Genomic DNA, 20574 nt, shown 5'->3' with positions numbered 1-20574 from the left:
GGGGTCATTCCCCTCGTGGTCGATGGGTCGGGGGTGGTCGGGGGACAGGGAGATCGTTCAGCGAACGGCTGATTCGTTCGGTGAACGATTGATGCGAGTCACGAACGATAGGTGAGGGAAAAATTTGGTTCAACCCCTGGCAAAGCGGGTAGGCCCCCTGGGCTTGCTCCGGTCTCGCCGCAGTTCACGGCCGCGAAGGCGGAGGGGGAGGCGGGCGCCGGCCGCGCGGTGCCTGCGCGGCCGGGTGGTGCACAGGAATGAGACTTCGGCCACGTCGTCCGAGGGGTGTGTGCGACCGTGGAGGCGGCCGGTCTGCACCGGTGGCCGAGCGACGAGGGGGACTGTGTGGGAGGCCGTGTGGGGGACAGGGTGGCCGAGGCCGCGATCCAGGTGGAACTGGTGGACCGCGACGGAACGACGGTGGGGACCGACGGCAAGCTGGACGCGCATCTGGCGCCCGGGCGGCTGCACCGCGCCTTCTCCGTCTTCCTGTTCGACGGCCGGGGCCGCCTGCTGCTGCAGAAGCGCGCGGCCGGCAAGTACCACTCGCCGGGCGTCTGGTCGAACACCTGCTGCGGCCACCCCGGCCCGGGCGAAGCCCCCTTCCTGGCCGCGGCCCGCCGCACCGCCGAGGAGCTGGGCGCGCCGCCCGTGATGATGGCCGAGGCGGGGACGGTCGTCTACGAGCTCCAGGACCCCGACTCGGGTCTGGTGGAGCGCGAGTACAACCACCTGTTCGTCGGAGAGGCACCGGAAGGACTGGACCCGGACCCCGAAGAGGTGGCCGAGGCCTCCTTCGCGACTCCGGTGGAGCTGGCCGCCCTGCGTGAGCGCCATGCCTTCTCCGTCTGGTTCACGACGGTCCTGGAGGCGGCGCTGCCGGAGATCCGCAGGCGCCTCCCTCGCGCGGGGTGGTAGCGTCCCGGCCGTGAAGCACTGACGCCCTTTTCCGCGAACCGGCGCCGTCGAGCCCGACTCCGGCGCCCGCCGCGCATGCCCGATCGGGCGCGCGGCACCGTCGCTGAGTTGAGGAGTGCTTCCCGATGCAGAACGATCGCGCGCACGGAGCCGCGGAGAATGGAGCCGCGGAGAGCGCTGCCGATGACACCGTCGAGAACGATGCCGGGGCCGGCACCGTCGGCCGCGGGGTGGACACCGCCGCGGGCACCGCGGCGAACGAGGGGTTCCTCGCCCCCCTCGCGGACCGGCTCGCGGCCCTCCCCGCCGTCGAGGCGGTGACCCTCGGGGGATCCCGGGCCCTGGGAACGGCCGGACCCGACAGCGACTGGGACTTGGCGGTCTACTACCGGGGCGCCTTCGACCCTGAGGACCTGCGGAGCCTGGCACGCGAGCAGGAGTGGCCGGGCGAGGTCTCCGAGATCGGGGGCTGGGGAGGCGGCGTGTTCAACGGGGGCGCGTGGTTGACCGTCGAAGGGTGCAAGGTCGACGTCCACTACCGCGACCTCGACGTGGTCGAGCACCAGCTGGCCGAAGCGCGCGAGGGCCGCTTCCACCACGAGCCCCTGATGTTCCACCTGGCGGGCATCCCCAGCTATCTGGTGGTGGGCGAACTCGCCGTCAACCGGGTGCTGCGGGGGCGGCTGCCCCGACCGGAGTACCCGAGCGCACTGCGGAGGACCGCTTACGAGCGCTGGAGCGCGACGGCGCGCCTGACCCTGCTCTACTCCGAGGCCAACCACGCGCCCAAGGGCCTGCGGACCGAGGCCGCAGGCGCCATCGCGACCGCCGCGATGCAGGCCGCCCATGCCGTCACCGCCGCGCACGGCCGGTGGGTGACCAACGAGAAGACCCTGCTGGCCAACGCCGGCCTGGGCCGGATCGACACGGCATTGGCGCACCTCTTCGCTCAAGGGACCGCTCCGGAGTCCCTCCCTGAATCGGTCGCAGCATCCCTCACCGAGACACGAACCCTCATCGAATCGTCCTTCACCGAGGCCGAGAAGGTTCTGCCCTTGGAGGAGGGACGCCTGGGCGACGGATGAGCCGGACCGGGGCGGCGGGGGCGGCCGCCACCCCCGGTACCGCCGCCCCGGCTCCGACTGCCGTGGCCGGAACCGGCCGACGGCAGCGTTAGCGGGCGGCGTCCGGCGGGCATCGCCTTCTTCGGGGACGCCCGGTCTCCGCCCGTGTCCCGTGTCCCGTCCACGGAGGACCGCACGCTCATGGCCGACCGCGCCGACCGCACCGCCCGCCGCCCGCGTCCCGCCTGGCTCGACCGGGCCGTCCTGTACCAGATCTACCCGCAGAGCTTCGCCGACTCCGACGGCGACGGCATCGGGGACCTGCGCGGCATCGCCTCGCGCCTGGACCACCTGGAACGGCTCGGAATCGACGCCGTCTGGATCAACCCCTGCTTCGCCTCGCCCTTCCACGACGCCGGCTACGACGTCTCGGACTACTTCTCCATCGCCCCGCGCTACGGCACCGATGAGGACCTGGCCCACCTCGTCCAGGAGGCCGGGCGGCGCGGCATCCGCGTCCTTCTCGACCTGGTCGCCGGGCACACTTCCGACCAGCACCCCTGGTTCAAGAAGGCCGTCCAGGACCCCGAGGACGACCGCTACATCTGGTCCGACCGCCCGGTGCGCGGGTTCGTGCCCTCGCCGGGCCCCCGCGAGGGCCACTACCTGCCCAACTTCTTCGACCACCAGCCCGCGCTCAACTTCGGCTACGCCCACCCCCGCCCCGGCCAGCCCTGGCGCCGCCCCGTCGACGCCCCCGGCCCCGAGGCCAACCGCCGCGCGCTGCTGGAGGTCATGGACCACTGGCTCGGCAAAGGGGTCGCCGGCTTCCGCGTGGACATGGCGCACTCGCTGGTCAAGGACGATCCCGGGCACCGGCGCACGGCCGAGGTCTGGACCGGGCTGCGCGCCCGGCTGGAGGCCGACCACCCCGAGGCGGTGCTGTTCGCCGAGTGGGGGGACCCCGCCACCTCGGTCCCCGCCGGGTTCGACGCCGACTTCCTGCTGCACTTCGGCGGCCCCACCCGCGGCGGCGCCCTGCGGTCGCTGTGGGACAACCGCGCCGGAACCGACCTCGGCCCATGGGACTTCTCCGGCTCCGCCTGCTACTTCGACGCCGAGGGAGGCGGATCCGCCGCGACCTTCCTGCGGGCCTGGCGCGCGGCCACGGCCGCCGTCGGGGACGCCGGGCACATCGCCCTGCCCACGTCCAACCACGACTTCTCCCGGCTGGCCTGCGGGCCGCGCGGGCCCGAGCAGCTCCGGGCGGCCTTCGCCTTCCTGCTGACCTGGCCCGCCCTGCCGGCCGTCTACTACGGCGACGAGATCGGCATGCGGTACGTACCCGGCCTGCCCGACAAGGAGGGCAGCTCCACCGGGGCCCGCCGCAACCGGGCGGGATCGCGGACCCCCATGCAGTGGGACTCCACACCCGGCGCGGGCTTCTCCGCCGCCCCCGAGGACCGCTTCTACCTGCCCTTGGACCCGGCCCCTGAGCGCCCCGACGCCGCCTCCCAGTGGGCCGACGAGGGGTCGCTGCTCAACCTGGTCCGGCGGTTGACCGCGCTGCGCAAGGCCCACCCCGGTCTGGGGACCGGCGGCACCGCGGAGGTCGCTTACGACGGGTACCCGCTGGTCTACGAGCGCGACGGGTGCTACCTGGTCGCGGTCAACCCGCGCCGGGAGCCGGCCGCGCTGGCGCTCCCCGGGTACGGGTCCTCGCGCCCGCTCCTGGTCGAGGGGGCCGAGTGCACCCGGTCGGGGATCGAGGTGGAGGGGTTCGGATTCGGGATCTTCCAGCGCTGAGGCGCCGCCCGTGTGTCGGCCGGCGGCCACCCTGGATCCACCCGGTGGTCGGTTAGGGTCGGCACACTTCTCCACCGCTCACGATGATGACGAGAGGTGTGCATGAACCCCCGCGCTCTCCCCGCAGGCGCGGCCGCACTCGCTGCGGCCGCGTTCCTCTTCCCTACCGCCCCCGCGAACGCCGCGCCCGCCGAGAGGGGCGCCGGTTCCGGCCCTGAGGGCGTGCGGTTCGCGACCTATAACGCCTCCCTGCACCGCAGTGCGGAGGGCGAGCTCATCGAGGACCTGTCCACGCCGGACGACGAGCAGGCGGCCGCCGCGGCCGAGATCATCCAGCGCGCGGACCCCGACGTCCTGCTGGTCAACGAGTTCGACTATGACGAGGAGGGACGGGCCGCCGAGCTCTTCCAGCGCAACTACCTGTCCGTCGGCCAGAGCGGCGCGGACCCCGTGGACTACCCCTACCGGTACGCCGCACCGGTCAACACCGGCGTCGCCTCAGGCCTGGACCTGGACAACAACGGGGAGACGGTCACCGAACCGGGTGAGCCCGGATACGCCGGGGACGCCTTCGGGTTCGGGCAGTACCCGGGCCAGTACGGCATGGTGGTCTACTCCAAGCACCCCATCGCCACCGACCGGGTGCGCACCTTCCAGAACTTCCGCTGGGCCGACATGCCCGGAGCCCTTCTTCCAGAGGACCCTGAGACCGGGGAGGGCTTCTACTCCGAGGAGGAGCTCGAAGAGCTGCGCCTGTCCTCCAAGAGCCACTGGGACGTGCCCATCCGGGTGGGACACGGCCGCCCCGTGCACCTTCTCGCGGCGCACCCCACACCCCCCGCCTTCGACGGGCCCGAGCGCAGGAACGTGCTCCGCAACCACGATGAGATCCGGTTCTGGGCCGACTACACCACGCCCCGCAAGGGCCGTTACATCTACGACGACACCGGAAGGCACGGCGGTCTCGCGCCGGGCTCCCGGTTCGTCGTCGCCGGCGACCTGAACAGCGACCCCGAGGACGGCGCCGGCCACCCGCGCGCCGTCGCGCGCCTGCTGGAGGCGCCCCGGGTCAACGGCCGGGAGGTGCCGCGGGCCGAGGGCGGCGCGGAGGCCGCCGAGCTGCAGGGCGGTGCCAACGACGGCCACACCGGCGACCCCGCCCACGACACGGCCGACTTCAACGACGAGGCGCCCGGCAACCTGCGCGTCGACTACGTCCTGCCCTCGCGGGGGCTTCCGGTGCGCGGCTCGGGCGTGTACTGGCCCACCACCGACGACCCGGTGGCGGACACGGCGGCGGCCGCTTCCGACCACCGCCTCGTCTGGGTCGACCTGCGCTGAGGCCTGCGGCGGCGAACGCCCCCGGAGGGGCGGGACGCCGCGACGGCGTCGGCCTCAGGAGCGCTCGTTCATGAAGCGGGTGTACTCCTCCAGCGTGATGAGGCCGTCGCCGTCGCTGTCCATGGCGGCGATGAGGGCCTCGGCGCGCTCGCGGGTCACCTTTCCGCCGAGCTTGTCCATGAGGCTGACCAGCTCCTCGGCGGAGATACAGCCGTCGCCGTCGACGTCGACCAGCTCGAAGGTGGCGGCGTACTCACTGGTCTCGGGCATGGCGGGTGACGCTCCTGTCCTCGGGCGGTGCCGCGGCCCCGATACGGGCGGCGCGGCCGGGTGCGCCGGAACAGTACCAGCGGTCCGGGCCGGCGGCGCGGCCCGGGCCGGACGCCCTGTTCAGGAAGCGAGCCGGGACACCACGGCGATCGTACTCCCGAGGAGCGGGAAGACGATGCCGAATCCGAGGAGGACCAGCGGCAGGACGGTCGACGCGGACGAGCCCTCGGCGTCGAAGCTCGTCGGGTCGGAGGGGTCGTACAGGACCTGCGTCCGCTCGCCCACGGCCCGTACCCGCTGCCCGGAAGAGGAGGGGCTGCGCTTGTGCACGTGCCTCCCGTCGGGGAGGACGTAGTGCACCGTGTACGGATAGAAGGTGCGGTACGTCGTGCCGCCGTCGGAGTCCCGCCTGCGCCGGGTCTCCTGCCACGAATGCGTGACGGTTCCCGTCGTATGGGCGGGTTCCTCCCGAAGACGTCTCTGGCTGCGCCAGACGCCGATCCCGATGAAGAGGAACACCAGGCCGACGAGGGTGAACAGGCCCCCGACGGCGACCGGGAGCAACGTGCCGCCGCTGGAGAACGCCGAGAAGGACAGGTACGCGTACAGGGCGATCGCCAAGGCGGACACGGGCGGGGCGATATAGCGGAGCACGGGTCTGGGCGCCTGAGGCGGCGAGGCTCCCGGGATCGGGTGCAGATAAGGGTTGTCGGTGATCTCGATGTTCCCGGGGTCCTCGGGGTCGAAGAGCACCCGCACACGCCAGCCGGGCACCGGGACGATCCCTCGGAAGCCCCTGGTGAAGTCCCGCTCGTACTGTCGGCCGTCCGGCGAGAAGTAGCGCAGCGTGAACGGTGCCTCGGTCTGCTCAGGCGGAGACGGCTCCCCGACCGCCACAACCTCGGCCTCGCTCTGGACGCCGTCCTGGGCGCGCTTGTTCCGCCGCATCCGCTTGCGGACACTGCGGACCACATTGATGATCCCGCCGATGAGCACCACGGCGACGATCAGGACGGGCAGAAGGGTGTCGACGTCCGCCACGGGACCGCCCTTTCTCTGGGGACCGTCGGCCAGGCCCGGTTCGGAGATCAGGGGCAAGTGCCGCACGATGTTACAGCGGCAGGACCGCCGGCCGTGGGCCGCGGTCCCCGGGCCCTTCACACCTCGACGGATGGTCGTCGGCCCTCGGGCGGGATCGGCCGGGTCCGCCGCTGGAACGGTCAGGACTCGAGCACGGAGAGGAACAGGATGAGCAGGACGGGAACCGTCCCGAGGCCGCAGAAGAGAACGCTCACTCCGAGCGCCAACCCGCGCCCCAGGGAGACGGTCCGGCGTACCGCGCGCGCCGAACCCGCGTACACGATCGTCGGGTCCGAGGGGACGTAGACGACCGGCCGCACCTGGCCCACCGTGCTCCTGACGTGTGCGGAATCGGTGGGCACGCCCCGGTGGAAGCGGCGGCCGTCCGGGAGGCGGAACTCGACGCTGAACGGGTGGTACTTCCTGCCCTTGCTGCCGTGCTCCACCCAGCAGTGCGTGACGGTCGCCCGGGCTTCGGCGGGGTCGTGCCACAGTCCCGGCCGAACGTGGCGGTTGGAGAGCCATGCCCGGCCGATGACGTAGAGCGCGATCAGGAAGAACGGCGCGCTCATGAGGACCATGAGCGGCGACGGACCCACGAACGCCAAGGGGAGCGCGAGGACGGCGATGAGCGCGGCGTAGAGCGCGGGGCCGTAGGAGTGCACGAGCACCAGGGCACGGTTCGGCGGTGGCGGCTCAGGGGCACCCGGGAGCGGGTGGAGGTAGGGGTTGTGGATGATCTCGGCCTTCTCGGGGGCGCGCGGATCGAAGGCCACCCGGACGGTCCACCCCGGTTCAGGGACGATGCCGCGGAACCCCTCGGTGAACGAGCGGCGGTGCTCCTCGCCGCCGGGAGAGGAGTAGCGGAGGGTGAACGTCGGCTCGGTCTGCGTCGGCGGGGAGAGCTCGCCGACCTCGGTCACCTCGGCGTCGCACTGCACCCCCTCCCGGAGGAGCCTCTCCGTGCGCACCCGCGGGCGCCGTACCCACACCAGGTTCGCGCCCGCGATCACGGCGGAGATGGAGAGCAGGAGGGCGAGGCCGAGAGGGCCCGTGAGCATGGAGGCACCGCTTCCAGGAGGAGACCGGGGGAGACGGGGGCGATGGGCCGGGGCAGAGGCCGCGCGGTGAGCATACTGATCCCCTGACCGGCCGGTTCCGGGCATGCGCCGGGTCGGTGCGGGGGCAGTGTGCGCACGCCCGCGTCCCCCGCGTCCGCCCGCACCGTCTCCGGACGCCCCGAGTGCCGGTCCCGGAACCCGATCATCCCTACCCCGGTTACCGCAGGCCCGGCATTCGTGCGGAAGTCCTGCCATGGCCGACCCGTCCCCGCTGCGCGCCGTCCGCGCCGCCGCCTTCGCGGCGGTGTGCGTGGGCATCAGCGCGGTCGGGCACGCGACCACTTCCGGCCACGGCGTTCCGGCCGGCGGGCCGCTCGTAACGGCCCTCCCGGTCTTCGGGCTCGCCTACGCGGGCACCCGTCGTGAGCGCGGCTTCGCCACCGTCGCCGTTCAGCGGCGCGGACGGGCCGACCCCCTGATCTCCACGCGCATGTGCTTCATCAGAGGTTGGCCGCTCTGCGGGCTGAAGTCCCCGAGCGGCAGGAGGGCGTTCATCTCCGGCATGTACCCCGTCGCACAGCCGCGCGGGATGTCGTAGGGAACCGCCCTGTACCCGTAGACGGTGCGCCGCCTCCCGTCCTTGGCGATGCTCGTGACGTCCACGTGGTCGAACTCCCGCAGCCCCCGGTCACTCATGTCCTCCCGGTTCATGAAGACGGCGGTGCGCAGGTTGCTCAGTCCCCGGTAGCGGTCGTCATCGGAGTAGACCGTGGTGTTCCACTGGTCGTGCGAGCGGACCGTGCTGAGCGTCAGCAGCCCGTCCCCGGGGTCGGTGTCCGGCACGCCGGCCGTCGAGAACTCCGCCTTGCCCGAACCCGTCAGGAAGACCCGTTCGCGGGCCGGCTGGGCGATGCGGAACCCGAGCGGGCGCCGTACCCGGCGGTTGAAGTCCTCGAAGCCGTCGAGGACCTCGCCCATGGTGTCCCGGACGGCGTCATAGTCGTCCGCGTAGCGCTCCCAGGGCGTAGCGCTCTCCGGGAGCGTCGCCCGCGCCAGGCCGCAGATGATCGCGGGCTCCGACATCAGGTGCGGGGAGGCCGGACGCTTCATGCCATAGGACAGGTGCACCATGCTCATGGAGTCCTCGACCGTCACCCCCTGCTCGGTGCCCGCGCGGACGTCCCGCTCGCTGCGCCCGAGGCAGGGCAGGATCAGCGCCTCTCTGCCGTGCACGAGGTGGCTGCGGTTCAGCTTGGTACTGACGTGGACGGTGAGCTCGCAACGGCGCAGAGCCTCCGCGGCACGCGCGGTGTCCGGGACCGCCATGGCGAAGTTTCCGCCCATCCCGATGAGCACCTTCACATCGCCCCGCTCCAAGGCTTCGAGGGTGCGGACCGTGTCCAGGCCGGGGCTGCGGGGAGCGGTGAGGCCGCACACCTCCTCCAGCCGGTCGAGGAACGCCTCCTTAGGGTGGTGGTCGATTCCGCAGGTCCGGTTGCCCTGCACGTTGCTGTGCCCCCGGATGGGGCACGGCCCCGCGCCCTCGCGGCCGATGTTGCCCCGCAGCAGGAGGAGGTTGACGATCTCGCGCACGGTGTCGACCCCGTGCTCCTGCTGGGTGACGCCCAGGCACCAGGCGATGATGGTGCGACGGGACTCCATGTACACGTCGGCCAGGCGGCGGATGCGCTCCCGGCCGACCCCGGATCCGTGCTCGATCTCGGTCCACTCGGTCTCGGCGCAGATCCGCCGGTACTCCTCGAACGCCTCGGTATGGCGGGCGATGAACTCCCGGTCGATGGCGTGGGGGTCGCGCTCGGCGGCCTCCAGCACCGCCTTGGCGACCCCCCGGATCAGCGCCAGGTCCCCGCCGATGCGCGGCTGGACGTTCATCGATCCGGTCGGCGTGGCGTGGAAGGCGGCCATGGCGGCGAAGTCGTGCGGGACGATGGTGCGTCCCGCCGCCGCTTCCACCAGCGGGTTGATGTGCACGATGCGCGCTCCGCGGCGGTGGGCCTCGGCCAGGCGGGTCAGCATTCTCGGGGCGTTCGACGCGGCGTTGACGCCCAGGAGGAAGACGGCCTCGGCCTGGTCCCAGTCGTCGAGCATCACCGTGCCCTTGCCGGTGCCGATGGAGGCGGTGAGCGCGCGTCCGCTGGCCTCATGGCACATGTTCGAGCAGTCGGGCAGGTTGTTGGTCCCGAACTCGCGGACCCACAGCTGGTAGAGGAACGAGCCTTCGTTGCTCAGGCGGCCGGAGGTGTAGAACGCCGCCTGGTCGGGGGAGTCGAGCGATCGGAGCCGCTCGCCCACCATGGCGAACGCGTCCTCCCAGGAGATGGGGGTATAGCGGTCCGAGCCGGGGTTATAGACCAGCGGCCCGACCAGTCGGCCCTGGTCCTCCAGGGCGAAGTCGGTCCACGTCTCCAGTTCTGAGACGGTGTGCTCGGCGAAGAACGCCTTGCCCGCGCGCTTGGGCGTCATCTCCCAGGTGACGTGTTTGATGCCGTTCTCGCAGATGTCCAGGTGCAGACCCTTGCGGTCGTCGGGCCACGCACAGCCGGGACAGTCGAACCCCTTGTTCTCATGGTTCATCAGGAGAGTCGCGCGCGGTCCCTCGACGGGCTCGCGGGTCCGGGCCAGCACTTTCCCGACGCTCAGGGCCGCACCCCACCCGGCCGTCGGATGGTCATAGGGCTTCAGCGAAGGCTCTCCGCCGCCGGGGCCACGCCCTGTCGCGGGAACCCCCGGGGCGCCCTGGCTCAAGGGGTCCCTGTCGGGCTCCGCAGTCCGTTCCTCCTGCTCGCCGGTGCTCTGCTCAGCGGACATGCGTGCTCCTCACTCGGTCGGCCCGCCTGCGGCCGCTCCTCAGGAGACCTAGCCGTCGGCGTCGGCCGTGATGACCACACGCATGTCCGCGTTCGGCAAACCCTGCACAATCCGGTCTCGCCCGGAGGAGCGGAGACGGGGCCGGGGTGAGGACTGGAGCGCGGGCGCCCCCGGAGAGGAGAGGCACCCGCGCTCATTCAGGGGCGGTCCGTCAGGACGGCCCGGGCCGGGGCGTCAGCGCAGCTTTCCCGCACCGGCCTTGGCGGGCACCAGGTGCGGGACCGCCCTCGTGGGGTGGATCTTGCCGTGCCGCTCGGGTTCCCAGCCCACGTCGGAGTCGAGTCGGTCATCCGGGTGGGCCTGGTTGTAGGCCTCAAGGAGGTCGACGGGGCGGCCGTCGAAGAGGCTCCCCTCCTCGTACAGCGCGCTGCCGCTCCAGGAGTGGATGATGTCCTCAGGGGCGATCCCGGGGCCCATGTCGAAGGAGTTGTTCTGGGCGTAGATGCCCGACTCCACGCCTGCGCCCCAGGAGTACAGGTAGGAGTAGTCCGACTCCGGGCCGTGCGTGTAGTGGTTGTTGTACACGTGCACCTGGCCGTACCGGACGCGCGGGACGCGCTGGGTGAGTCCGGTGAAGAGGTTGTGGTGCACGGTGATGCGCAGCCGCCCGCGGTCGCCGTGATCGTTGGAGTCGGTGTTGCCGTAGAGCATCGTCTTGTCGTGCCCGTCGAGCACGTTCCAGGAGACGGTGATCAGGTCGCTGCCGCGGACGATGTCGATCATGCCGTCGTGGCGGTCCACCTGCTCGCCGTAGACGCGCTCCAGGTCGGCGTCGCGGGTGTCGCCGTCGGTGAGCGTGAGGTGGTCCAGCCAGACGTGCCGGGAGCGGGAGACCTCGATGTTGTCGTACTGGGCGTCCCAGTCCGAGCCCCGCCACTCGGGGAAGCAGTCGTAGGAGTCGTGGACCGCCAGGTTGCGGACGATCACGTTCTCCACGCTCTCCAGCAGGATCCCGCCGTCGGAGATCGAGGCGTCGCCGAGGCCGACGATGGTGGTGTTGGAGCCCGGGGTGAGCAGGACGTGCTCGCGCTGCTCCTCATAGGAGCGTTCGCGGGCCTCGGCCAGGGGGCCGTCCTCGCCGCCCTCCCAGTGCCCGGGGTCGAAGGCCTCGACGTAGGCGTCCCAGTCGTAGTCGGGGTCGGCGAAGTCGGAGCATTCGAGCGGGGCGCCGTCGGCGCCGGTCATCGCGCTGATGTCGCCGGCGACACGGACGATCTTGGGGTGGTCGCCGCGGACCGCCTCGCGCAGTCCGTCCCAGGTGCGCACGGTGGTCACGTCGGCGTCGGCGGCCTCCGATCCGCCGGTCGTGCCGCCCTCGGCCGACGCCCAGCCGTCGTTCGCGGCCGGCGTCCGGTGTCCGAGGCCGTGCCCGGGCGGGCGGTGGTCGGCGGCGGCCGGGGTGGCGGCGGCCGAGGCGGTCAGGACCGCCGCGGCGGTGAGGACCGCGAGCCGGGGTGCTCTCCTCACGGGGGATTCCTCTCTGTCCGGTCGGGGATAGGGAAGCGATTTCCGCAGGTTTTAGGGTTTATGTCGAGCAACGCGTGGTTTATGGAGAGGATCATCCGGAAAACGCTTACCGATATCCACCGTCGCCTCCCCGGGGCGCCTGCGTCAAGGGGGGTTCGGCGAACGCCAGGGGCGCACGGTCCGGCGGGAACCGGCGGGGCCGGGCATGACGCGCCCGGCCCCGCGCTCGTTCTCCAGGTGTCCGCCTATCCGGCGAACAGCCGGGCCGCCGTGGAGAGGATGCGGGCCAGTGCGTACAGCAGCAGCACCGAGACAACTGCCCACGACGCCACCAGCCATGTGCGGCGGGCACGGAGCGCCGCGCTGTCGGACGCGGCTCCTGCCGCACCCGCCGAGGCCCCTTCTCCCGGCGCGGGGCCGGTCTCCGTATCCGGTGGGGCGGCTCCGGCGGCGGGAACGCGCCCCTCAGGCTCGTGGAACCTCTCGGCGACCGGGCGGACCATCAGGTTGGCGACGAACCCGACCACCAGCAGCCCGACCATCGTGAACAGAGGCGCGTGGTAAGCGCTCTGCGTCAGCGTGCCCGGTTCGCCCTCGGCGTCGAGGAAGGCGTTGATGATGAGCGGCCCCGCCACTCCGGCCGCGGACCAGGCCGTCAGGAGCCGGCCGTGGATCGCCCCCACCTGGTAGGTGCCGAACAGGTCCCTCAGGTAGGCGGGGACGGTGGCGAACCCGCCCCCGTAGAAGGAGAGGATCAGGCAGGCGGTCGCCACGAACAGCAGCATCGACGAGCCGCCGGCCGTGGCCATCAGCGTGTACAGCACCGCCCCGGCGCCCAGGTAGAGCATGTAGGTGGGCCTGCGCCCGATGACGTCGGAGGCGGACGACCACACGAAGCGCCCGGCCATGTTGAACAGCGACAGCATGCCCACGAAGCCGCCGGCCGCCACCGCCGTGACGGCGGTGGTGCCCCCGTCGCGGAAGAAGTCCTGGATGAGGGGGCTGGCGTGCTCCAGGATGCCGATGCCCGCGGTGACGTTGGTGAACAGCACCGTCCACAGCAGCCAGAACTGGGGCGTGCGCAGGGCGTTCGACGCCGATACGCTCGCCGATGTCACCAGCGGCGCCTTGGCGGTGCGCGCGGGGTCGAACCCTTCGGGAAGCCAGCCCTCCGGGGGCACGCGGATCAGCAGAACGCCCATCATCATCAGCAGGAAGTAGCCGGCGCCGAGGGTGGCGAACAGGCCCACCAGTGCCTCGCCGGAGGCCACCGAGCCGGCCGTTCCTGCGTCGTAGGCGGGGTCGTAGAAGCCGAGCAGCTGGTTGGAGATCGGCGTGGCCACCAGGGCTCCGCCGCCGAAGCCCATGATCGCCATGCCGGTCGCCAGCCCCGGACGGTCGGGGAACCACTTGATGAGCGTGGACACGGGGGATATGTAGCCCAGGCCCAGGCCGATGCCGCCGAGCACGCCATAGCCGAGGTAGAGCAGCCACAGCTGCCCGGCGGCGATGCCCAGGGCGCTGACGCCGAAGCCTGAACTCCAGCACACGGCGGAGACGAGCATCGTCTTGCGCGGGCCGGCGCGCTCGACCCAGGGGCCGCAGACGGCGGCGGACAGGCCGAGCATCACGATGGCGACGGAGAAGACGACGCCGACCTGGGTCTGGCCGGTGTCGAAGTGGGCGATGAGCGAGTTCTTGTAGACGCTGGTGGCGTAGGCCTGCCCGATGGACAGGTGGACGGCGAGGGCGGCGGGAGGGACGAGCCACCGGCTGTACCCCCGGGAGGCGACCGTGCGCTCGCGGTCGAGGGCGCGCAACGCGGACAAGGGGATCCCCTTCTTCCCGGTGCTGGATATCGCATACCGTAGACCTGGGAGATCATGGCACGCGGGTGTGGGCCCCGGGAAGATCCCTCCGGTTCCGGCAAGGCGGAGACGCATCCCCGGGCGCCGCTCGCGCGTCCAACCGTGATGGCGAACCTTGGACGGACGCGCCGCGCGCGGAACATGGGAACGGCGCTGATCGCGCTCACGACCGCCGGAGCCTGCGTCGGCGGGGGCGGGACGACGTGCACGGACATCGGTGCTCCCCGCGCGGTGACCTTCACGGTGGCCCCCTCCGATGCCGAGGGTGTGGAGGCCGCCGAGATGGAGTTGTGCCAGGACGACGCGTGCGAGGACTACGAGTTCGTGTTCACTGAGGACACGAGGGCCGTCGCCGAGCGCTGCGAAGAAGGCACCTGTGCGGCCGAAGCCGAGGAGACCGGGGGCCTGCGGGCACAGGTGCTGATCGACGACCTGACCACTGGGCCCGCGGACGTCCGCATCGAGCTGCGCGGGACGGACGGCGAGGCGCTGTCGGCCCACGAGGCCGCCGCGGCTCCGGAGATGGTCTACCCCAACGGCCCCGACTGCGGGGCGCAAGGCCCTCAACTCGGCCTTGAGATCGAGGACGGCGAGTTGCGGCGGTCCTGACTCTGCGGCGACCCCACCGGCCACCTCCGCGGCTGTGAGCGCTCAGCTCGGGGCCGGAGTGCCCGTCTGTCACGAACGGCCGGGCCGCCGTGTCCACCTTGTCGGTACCGCGACCTCCAGCGGTACCCGCAGAGCGCTGGGACCAGGGAGCGGGCATGGCTTCAGAGATCACCATCATCGGCGGCGGCCTGGCCGGGCTCGTCGCCGCCAACGCGGCGGCCGAGAAGGGGGCCGCGGTGCGCCTCTTCGAGGCGCACACCGACCTCGGCGGCCGGGCGCGGGCCGTCGCGGGGCCCTACCTCGCCCATGAGGGCGGCCACGTCTTCTATGCCGACGGGCCCCACTGGACCTGGCTCGCCGAGCGCCGGCTGGTCCGGCCGCTCGTCTGGCCGCCCCTCAGGAAGGCCGCGGGGATCAGGTGGCTGTACGAGGGGCGCATGCGGTACGCACCGCCGCCGCTCCTCTTGCGGATGCTCCTGCGCGGACGGCGGGCGGCCGCGCCCGTTGACGAGGACTTCCGCTCCTGGGCCTCGCGCCTGTGGGGAGAGAAGGCCGCGGAGGCGGCGGCGAACGCCATCGCGGTCGCGACCTATGACGCCGACACCGGACGCCTCTCCGCGGCCTTCGTCTGGGGGCTCCTCACCCGCGTGTTCGCCCCCAAGGTCCCGGCCGTCCGCTGGACGGCCGGAGGGTGGCAGGCGGTGGTGGACCGCTTGGCCGACCGTGCGCGCAGACTGGGCGTGGAGGTCGAGACCGGCGCGCGCCTGAGCGGACTCCCCGTGGAACGGGGACCGGTCATCGTCGCCACGGAACTGAGCTCGGCCCGGCGGTTGCTGGAAGACGACTCCCTGCGCTGGGAGAGCGGCCACTGCATGCTGCTCGACTTCGCCGTCAAGGAGCGGAACGACGACCTGTTCAACTGCTTCGACATGGACGGCGGCGGGTTCTTCGAGAGCTATTCCCAGCAGGACCCCTCCGCGGCGCCCCAGGGCGAAGGGCTCTACCAGCTCCAAGTCCCGATGCGCCCGGGGGACACGTCGGAGGAGGCCCGCGAGCGCGCCCGCGCGCTGGCCGACGTCGGCGTGCCCGGGTGGAGGGAACGGGCGACCTGGCAGCGGAGCGCCCAGGCGCGGGGAAGGACCGGCGCTCTGGACCTGCCCGGCCGTACATGGCGCGACCGCCCGGCCATCGATCGCGGGGACGGGGTGTTCCTGGCGGGGGACATGGTGGCGGCCCCGGGCATGCGCGGGGAGATCTCCATCAACAGCGCGGTGCGCGCGGCGTCCCTGGCGGTGCGGAGGGCCACGGCGTCCCGGGCGACTCGCGTGGCTCGGGCGACTCGGGTGACTCGGGCGTTCCGCGACTGACCGGGAGTGAGCCCGTCGGGGCCGGGGTCCGGACCGACCGGCCCCTGCCCCTTGTCGGGCCTTTCCGCCCTGCTCCCGCGGGGGCCGGGAAGGCCCGCCGTTTCGCTGTTCAGGCCGTGGCGCTGTGCCAAGATGGGGCGATGGACCGTGTCTGGACCGTTGATTTCTGGTTCGACCCCTCGTGCCCCCTGTCACGGAACACCGCGCGCTGGCTGCTGGAGGTCTCCGGCCGCCGACCCGTCTCCATCACGTGGCGGGTCATGAGCCTGTCGGTGCTCAACGAAGGGCGCGACGACGATCCCGAGGGCGACCCCGAGGGGTACCTGTGGATCCCGGCGCGCATCTGCGCCGCCGTCCAGCACGAGCACGGCCACGACGCCCTCGGCCGCTTCTACCGTGCCCTGTGGTCGGCCGTCGAGAACGGGGACGGCGACTGGATCGGGGACTTCGACGAGGCCCTGGCCATCGCGGACCTCCCCGGGGAGCTGGCCGCCGCCGGAGGGAGCGCGGACTACGACGGGGTCCTGCGCCGCTCCCACGCCGAGGGCCTGTCGCTCGTGGGGGAGGGCGCCGGCACGCCGATCACGGCCGTCACCTCGCCGGACGGGGCCAAGGCGGCCTTCTTCGGGCCCGTCGTCGAGCAGGTGCCCACCGGGGCGCACGCCGCCGACCTGTGGGACGGCGCGCTCCTGGTCGCCGGGGTTCCGGGGTTCAGGGAGCTCAAGGCCCGGGGCACCTGACCCGCGCTCCCCTCCCGAGGGCGGCAGCGCGGGGGCGACCGGCCGGACCCGGTCGCAATCCCGGACAATGGGGTGCGAAACGGGCGATACATCTGTGCTCGCCCTGGTCTCCGGTTGACACACGGGGGAAACCTGCCTACTACTCGTGCGAAATGCGGAGCCCGGTCGGGAGGGTCACGTGACCTCCGGATATGCCCGCACCCCCCCCGGTAGAAAGGCACGACCCGATGTCCCCCGCGAGCGAGCCGCTGCAGCCCTCAGGCGAGGCAGAACTGCGATCACTGGACGAAGACGCCGCTTCACCGCCCGATCTGAGGGGCCTGCGCGCCCTGCGCTATATCGGCCCCGGCCTGCTGATGGCCATGGCGGGGATCGGTACCAGCCACTTGGTGACCGCCCCCGTCGCCGGGGCCAACTTCGAGTACGCGCTGCTGTGGGTGCTCCCGGTCGCGTTCCTGTTCAAATGGCAGGGGTTCGAGCTGGCGGTGCGCTACACGGCCGCCACCGGGGAGTCCGTCATCGCCGCCTACGCGCGCGTGCCCGGGCCCCGCAAGTGGGCGGTGTGGGCGCTCGGGATCGCGACGCTCATCATCGGCTGCACCGCCGTCGGCGCCATCGTCGCCGCCGCGGCCGCCGTCCTGTGGGCCTGGATCGGCGCCGGAGCGCTGGTGCTCTACGGCATCGGCCTGTCGCTGCTGATCGTCGGACTGCTGCTCTCGGGCCGCTACCGCGCCCTGGAAGCGGTCAACAAGGTCCTCGCCGTCGTGCTGGTGCTCGGCACGGTCGTCGCCTTCGTGTTCGCCGGCGTGCAGGCCGACTCCCTCCTCTACATGGTCCTGCCGGTCATCCCCGCGGGGTCCGCGCTGATGATCGCCGGCCTGATGGGATGGATGCCCACCGACCTGACGGTCGGCGTCTGGGGGTCGCTGTGGATGAAGGACCGGCGCAAGGGCATGGTCCGCATCCGTGAGGTGTTGGGAGACGAAGCGGTCGAGGACACCCCTGAGCAATACCGCCCCTACGCCGACGCGTGGTTCAAGGCCGCTCTGTACGACTTCCGCATCGGGCACATCGTCTCCTGGGTGATCGCCACCATGTACCTGCTCCTGGGGGCGGCGATCCTCTTCGACGTCGAGGAGAAGCCCGAGGGAGCCGCCACCGTCCTGGCGATCTCCGGGATCTTCACCGAGACGGTCGGTGCCTGGATGTTCCCGGTCTTCCTCCTGGGGGCGTTCGCGGCCCTGTTCTCGACCGCGTTCATCATCTACGACGGTTTCCCCCGCGCCCTGGCCGCGGCGGCCACCACCGTCTTCCCCCCGCGTGCCGACCGCCCCTGGTGGAACGAGCGCAATGCCGGACTGGGCATGATCGCGCTGATGCTGGTGTGCATGGTCATCGCTCTGACCGTGCTGCCCGACCCCGCTTGGCTGGTGCCCGCCGCGGGCACGGTGTCCTTCGCGATCAGCCCGGTGCTGTTCGCCATCAACCTGTACGTGGCGCTGAATTTCATTCCTCGGCGCTACCGGCCCGGGCGCTTCGGGATCGTGTGGAGCTGGATCAGCGTCGTCGTCCTGACTCTGCTGACCGTCTGGGTGGTTCCGCAGACCCTCGGCCTCTTCTAGGGGGCGGGTCCGCCGGGCGGCAGCCTCCTCGCGGGCTTCCCCACCGCGGTCCCGCCTGCGCGGGTGGACCGAGCGGGGCCTGTCATGCGGACCCGAGCCCGGAACCGGCACCGATCGTCTCCGCCCCGCGGACTACCGGGGCGGGGACTTTCTCGTTCCATGGGAACCAGGTGCGCGGAACCCGCGTCAGAACGCACGTCGGACCGCTGACGACAGGCGCCCCCTGCTCCCCGCCTGTGATCCCCCTTTTCATGAGGAGTAACGGAGAGATGTACAAGAAGATCAGTGCGGCGCTCGCCGGCACGGGCATCGTCCTCACGACCGGTGGGTGCGGCCTGCTGTTCGGCGGCGGCGACGGTGGCGGTGGGGGAGCCGCCGACGGCCCCCTGTCCTCCCTCAACCCGGTCGAGCTGGTCGCCCAGGCCGTGGACAACACCGAGCAGGCCGACAGCTACACCGCCACGCTGGAGATGAGCGGTTCGATGTCCGGGGTCTCGCTCGACATGACCTCCGACGTCGAGTACACGGCCACCCCCGAGCCGATCGTCAAGATGGAGAGCACCAGCAACGGTGCCGACTCCACCATCCTGATGCGCGGCAGCGAGATGGTCATGAAGTCGGACATGCCCGGGGCCGCGCCCGGAGGCCCCGAGTGGCTGCGCATGGACCTGGGCGAGATGGGCGAGCAGGGCAACATGGGCGCCCAGCAGGACCCGCTCGCCGAGGTCGAGAAGCTGCTCGCCGCAGACGACGTCCAGGAGGAGGGCACGGCCGACGTCGGCGGCCTCGAGACCACCCGCTACACCGGCTCCTACAGTACCGAGGAGGCGCTTCAGGAGCTCGACGCCGAGGCCCAGGAGGCCGCCCGGCAGGTCTACGACCAGTCCGGCGTCAGCAGCGTGGACTTCGAGGTCTTCGTCGACGACGAGGGCCTGCCGCGCCGCGTCACCACCGACGCCGGCGGCACCGTCTCCACCACGATGGACTTCACCAGCTTCAACGAGCCGGTCAGCATCGAGTGGCCCAGTGAGGACCAGATCGGGGACTTCGACTCGATGATGGACGACATGATGGGCGACGTTCCCGGTGGCGGGGACATGGAGGACTTCGACTACTGATCCGCGCGGGACGCGGGACGGACTCCAGGGGCGGTGCGCCGGTGGCGCACCGCCCTTCGCCTGCCCGGGGCGCCTCCTGAGGGCGGCCGCAGGACGTCCCCTGCGCCCCGCCCGTCACTCCGATCTCGGGAATGACGCCGATTCCGGATGAATCGGTTGTCGGGCACCCTGCGGGCGTGCTGGGGTTGAAACCCAGGAGGAGCGCGCAATAAGGGGGTGGGGGCGACGTCGGACGAGGCGGTACGCCGGATCGGACCCTATGAGATCGAGCGCTACCTGGGACGCAACGGCTTCGCCAGCAATCACCTGGGCCGGGACCGCGAGGGCGGTCAGGCCGTGGTGACGGTCCCGCGCGTGTCCGGCGGCGGTGCCGACCGGGTGCGGCGGGAGCTGGCGCGCGACATCGAGGCCGCGCGCATCGCGACACGCTACGGCCTGGCCCGGGTCCTCGGGGCCGACCTGGAGGCGAGGGTGCCCTGGATCGCCACCGAGTACACCGAGGGGCCCACGCTCCTCGAGGCGGTGCGAAGACACGGCCCCCTCGGCGGGGACGAGCTGCACAGGCTCGCGCTGAGCACGACGGCGGCCCTCAGCGTGCTGCACTGGTTCGGCCTGGTGCACGGGGACCTGACGCCGTCCAACATCCTTCTTGCCTCCGACGCCCCGAAGGTGACGGGGGCCGGTTTCGCGCGGGCCTACGCGGCGGTCCGCCCCGACCTGGCGGCGCGCGCGGCCACCCCCGAGTACACCGCGCCCGAGCACCGGCCCGGGGACGAGCCCCGGCCGGAGGAGGACGTGTACGCCTGGGCGGCGGTCATGGCCTTCGCCGCCACGGGGCGCGAGGACCCCGAACGAGCCGGGACCGCCGCCCGGCCGCCGGCCTCCGCGCGGGAGGGGGCGGTCGAAGAGCGGCTGCGCGAACTGGTGCCCCGCTGCCTGACCGGCGACCCGTCGGCCCGCCTGGGATCGGAGCAGCTGATGATCTCGGTGGTGGCCGCCTGCAACCGGGGCCGCACCCGCCGCCCCGGTGCGCTCCTGTTCGCGACGCCGTCGACGTTCCCCGGCCCCCGGACCGAGCCGCTCCGTCCGCTGAGCCCGTTCCGCTTCGACGGCCGGGTGCACGGCTCGGCCCACGCGCTGGCGGAGGCCATGCACGCGTCCCCGAGAAGCGCGGCCGCCCTCTTCGTGGACGCCAAGGAGCGCGAGCGGCTGCTCACCTGGCTCGACTCGGAGATCCAGGACACCTCCCTGGACAGAGGAGCGCTGACCGCCCGCTTCCACCGCCCGGCCGATGCCGCGGCGATGTTCGTCGCCCACTTCCGTCCGGACCTGGCGGCCGGGTTCTCCTGACCCG

Annotated in this window: 16 protein-coding genes; 10 read left to right on the top strand and 6 right to left on the bottom strand. The window is 72.0% G+C overall.

All coding sequences use genetic code 11. The features are described 5' to 3' along the window. Nucleotides 1–357 precede the first annotated feature (357 nt). From idi to D450_RS0101615, 4 genes are all read left to right on the top strand, one after another. On the top strand, nucleotides 358–918 hold the full coding sequence (gene idi, locus D450_RS0101630) for an isopentenyl-diphosphate Delta-isomerase (RefSeq protein WP_017557323.1): 561 nt from the start codon (nucleotides 358–360) through the stop codon (nucleotides 916–918). Between the two features lie 125 nt (nucleotides 919–1043). Next, nucleotides 1044–2003, top strand: a complete 960-nt coding sequence (locus tag D450_RS0101625) for a nucleotidyltransferase domain-containing protein (protein ID WP_017536939.1) — start codon at nucleotides 1044–1046, stop codon at nucleotides 2001–2003. 180 nt (nucleotides 2004–2183) lie between these two features. Next, entirely contained in the window at nucleotides 2184–3788 is a 1605-nt protein-coding gene (locus D450_RS0101620) for an alpha-amylase family glycosyl hydrolase (protein WP_017536938.1), read from the top strand. Between the two features lie 102 nt (nucleotides 3789–3890). Continuing rightward, nucleotides 3891–5129, top strand: coding sequence for an endonuclease/exonuclease/phosphatase family protein (locus D450_RS0101615; protein ID WP_017536937.1), 1239 nt, complete (start codon nucleotides 3891–3893; stop codon nucleotides 5127–5129). 54 nt (nucleotides 5130–5183) lie between these two features. On the opposite strand, the gene D450_RS0101610 is transcribed toward D450_RS0101615, so the two are convergent. The 6 genes from D450_RS0101610 to D450_RS0101585 form a co-directional block, all read right to left on the bottom strand. Beyond that, nucleotides 5184–5399, bottom strand: coding sequence for an EF-hand domain-containing protein (locus D450_RS0101610; protein WP_017536936.1), 216 nt, complete (start codon nucleotides 5397–5399; stop codon nucleotides 5184–5186). Between the two features lie 120 nt (nucleotides 5400–5519). Continuing rightward, nucleotides 5520–6440 (bottom strand): DUF3592 domain-containing protein, encoded by a 921-nt coding sequence (locus tag D450_RS0101605; protein WP_017536935.1) that lies wholly within the window; start codon nucleotides 6438–6440, stop codon nucleotides 5520–5522. A 179-nt stretch (nucleotides 6441–6619) separates the two neighbouring features. Continuing rightward, nucleotides 6620–7540: a DUF3592 domain-containing protein gene (locus tag D450_RS0101600; protein ID WP_017536934.1), complete on the bottom strand. Its 921-nt coding sequence runs from the start codon at nucleotides 7538–7540 to the stop codon at nucleotides 6620–6622. Between the two features lie 450 nt (nucleotides 7541–7990). Beyond that, entirely contained in the window at nucleotides 7991–10369 is a 2379-nt protein-coding gene (locus tag D450_RS0101595) for an FdhF/YdeP family oxidoreductase (protein ID WP_051063537.1), read from the bottom strand. 234 nt (nucleotides 10370–10603) lie between these two features. Beyond that, entirely contained in the window at nucleotides 10604–11896 is a 1293-nt protein-coding gene (locus D450_RS0101590) for a pectate lyase family protein (RefSeq protein WP_017536932.1), read from the bottom strand. A 245-nt stretch (nucleotides 11897–12141) separates the two neighbouring features. Beyond that, a complete protein-coding gene (locus D450_RS0101585; protein WP_017536931.1) occupies nucleotides 12142–13716 on the bottom strand; it encodes an OFA family MFS transporter in 1575 nt (524 codons plus the stop codon). Between the two features lie 189 nt (nucleotides 13717–13905). On the opposite strand from D450_RS0101585, the gene D450_RS0101580 reads away from it, so the two are divergent. The 6 genes from D450_RS0101580 to D450_RS0101555 all read left to right on the top strand — a co-directional run bounded on the left by D450_RS0101580 (nucleotide 13906) and on the right by D450_RS0101555 (nucleotide 20570). Next, the gene (locus D450_RS0101580; RefSeq protein ID WP_017536930.1) at nucleotides 13906–14373 is read left to right on the top strand and encodes a hypothetical protein; all 468 of its coding nucleotides are present in this window, start codon (nucleotides 13906–13908) and stop codon (nucleotides 14371–14373) included. Between the two features lie 155 nt (nucleotides 14374–14528). Further along, nucleotides 14529–15740, top strand: a complete 1212-nt coding sequence (locus D450_RS0101575; protein ID WP_017536929.1) for an NAD(P)/FAD-dependent oxidoreductase — start codon at nucleotides 14529–14531, stop codon at nucleotides 15738–15740. A gap of 140 nt (nucleotides 15741–15880) precedes the next feature. Further along, nucleotides 15881–16480 carry a mycothiol-dependent nitroreductase Rv2466c family protein gene (locus D450_RS0101570; RefSeq protein ID WP_017536928.1) on the top strand — a complete coding sequence of 200 codons (600 nt, stop codon included), beginning with the start codon at nucleotides 15881–15883 and terminating at the stop codon, nucleotides 16478–16480. Nucleotides 16481–16707: 227 nt separating this feature from the next. Continuing rightward, on the top strand, nucleotides 16708–18102 hold the full coding sequence (locus tag D450_RS0101565; RefSeq protein WP_017536927.1) for an Nramp family divalent metal transporter: 1395 nt from the start codon (nucleotides 16708–16710) through the stop codon (nucleotides 18100–18102). 269 nt (nucleotides 18103–18371) lie between these two features. Then, a complete protein-coding gene (locus tag D450_RS0101560; protein WP_017536926.1) occupies nucleotides 18372–19220 on the top strand; it encodes a LolA-like protein in 849 nt (282 codons plus the stop codon). Nucleotides 19221–19436: 216 nt separating this feature from the next. Continuing rightward, nucleotides 19437–20570, top strand: coding sequence for a serine/threonine protein kinase (locus D450_RS0101555; RefSeq protein ID WP_026128321.1), 1134 nt, complete (start codon nucleotides 19437–19439; stop codon nucleotides 20568–20570). The last annotated feature ends 4 nt before the right edge of the window (nucleotides 20571–20574 follow it).

This window comes from Nocardiopsis halophila DSM 44494 (genome assembly GCF_000341245.1).
GTDB lineage: Bacteria > Actinomycetota > Actinomycetes > Streptosporangiales > Streptosporangiaceae > Nocardiopsis_A > Nocardiopsis_A halophila.
Note: the sequence above shows the minus strand (reverse complement) of the source record. Positions and strands in the feature narration are given on the sequence as shown.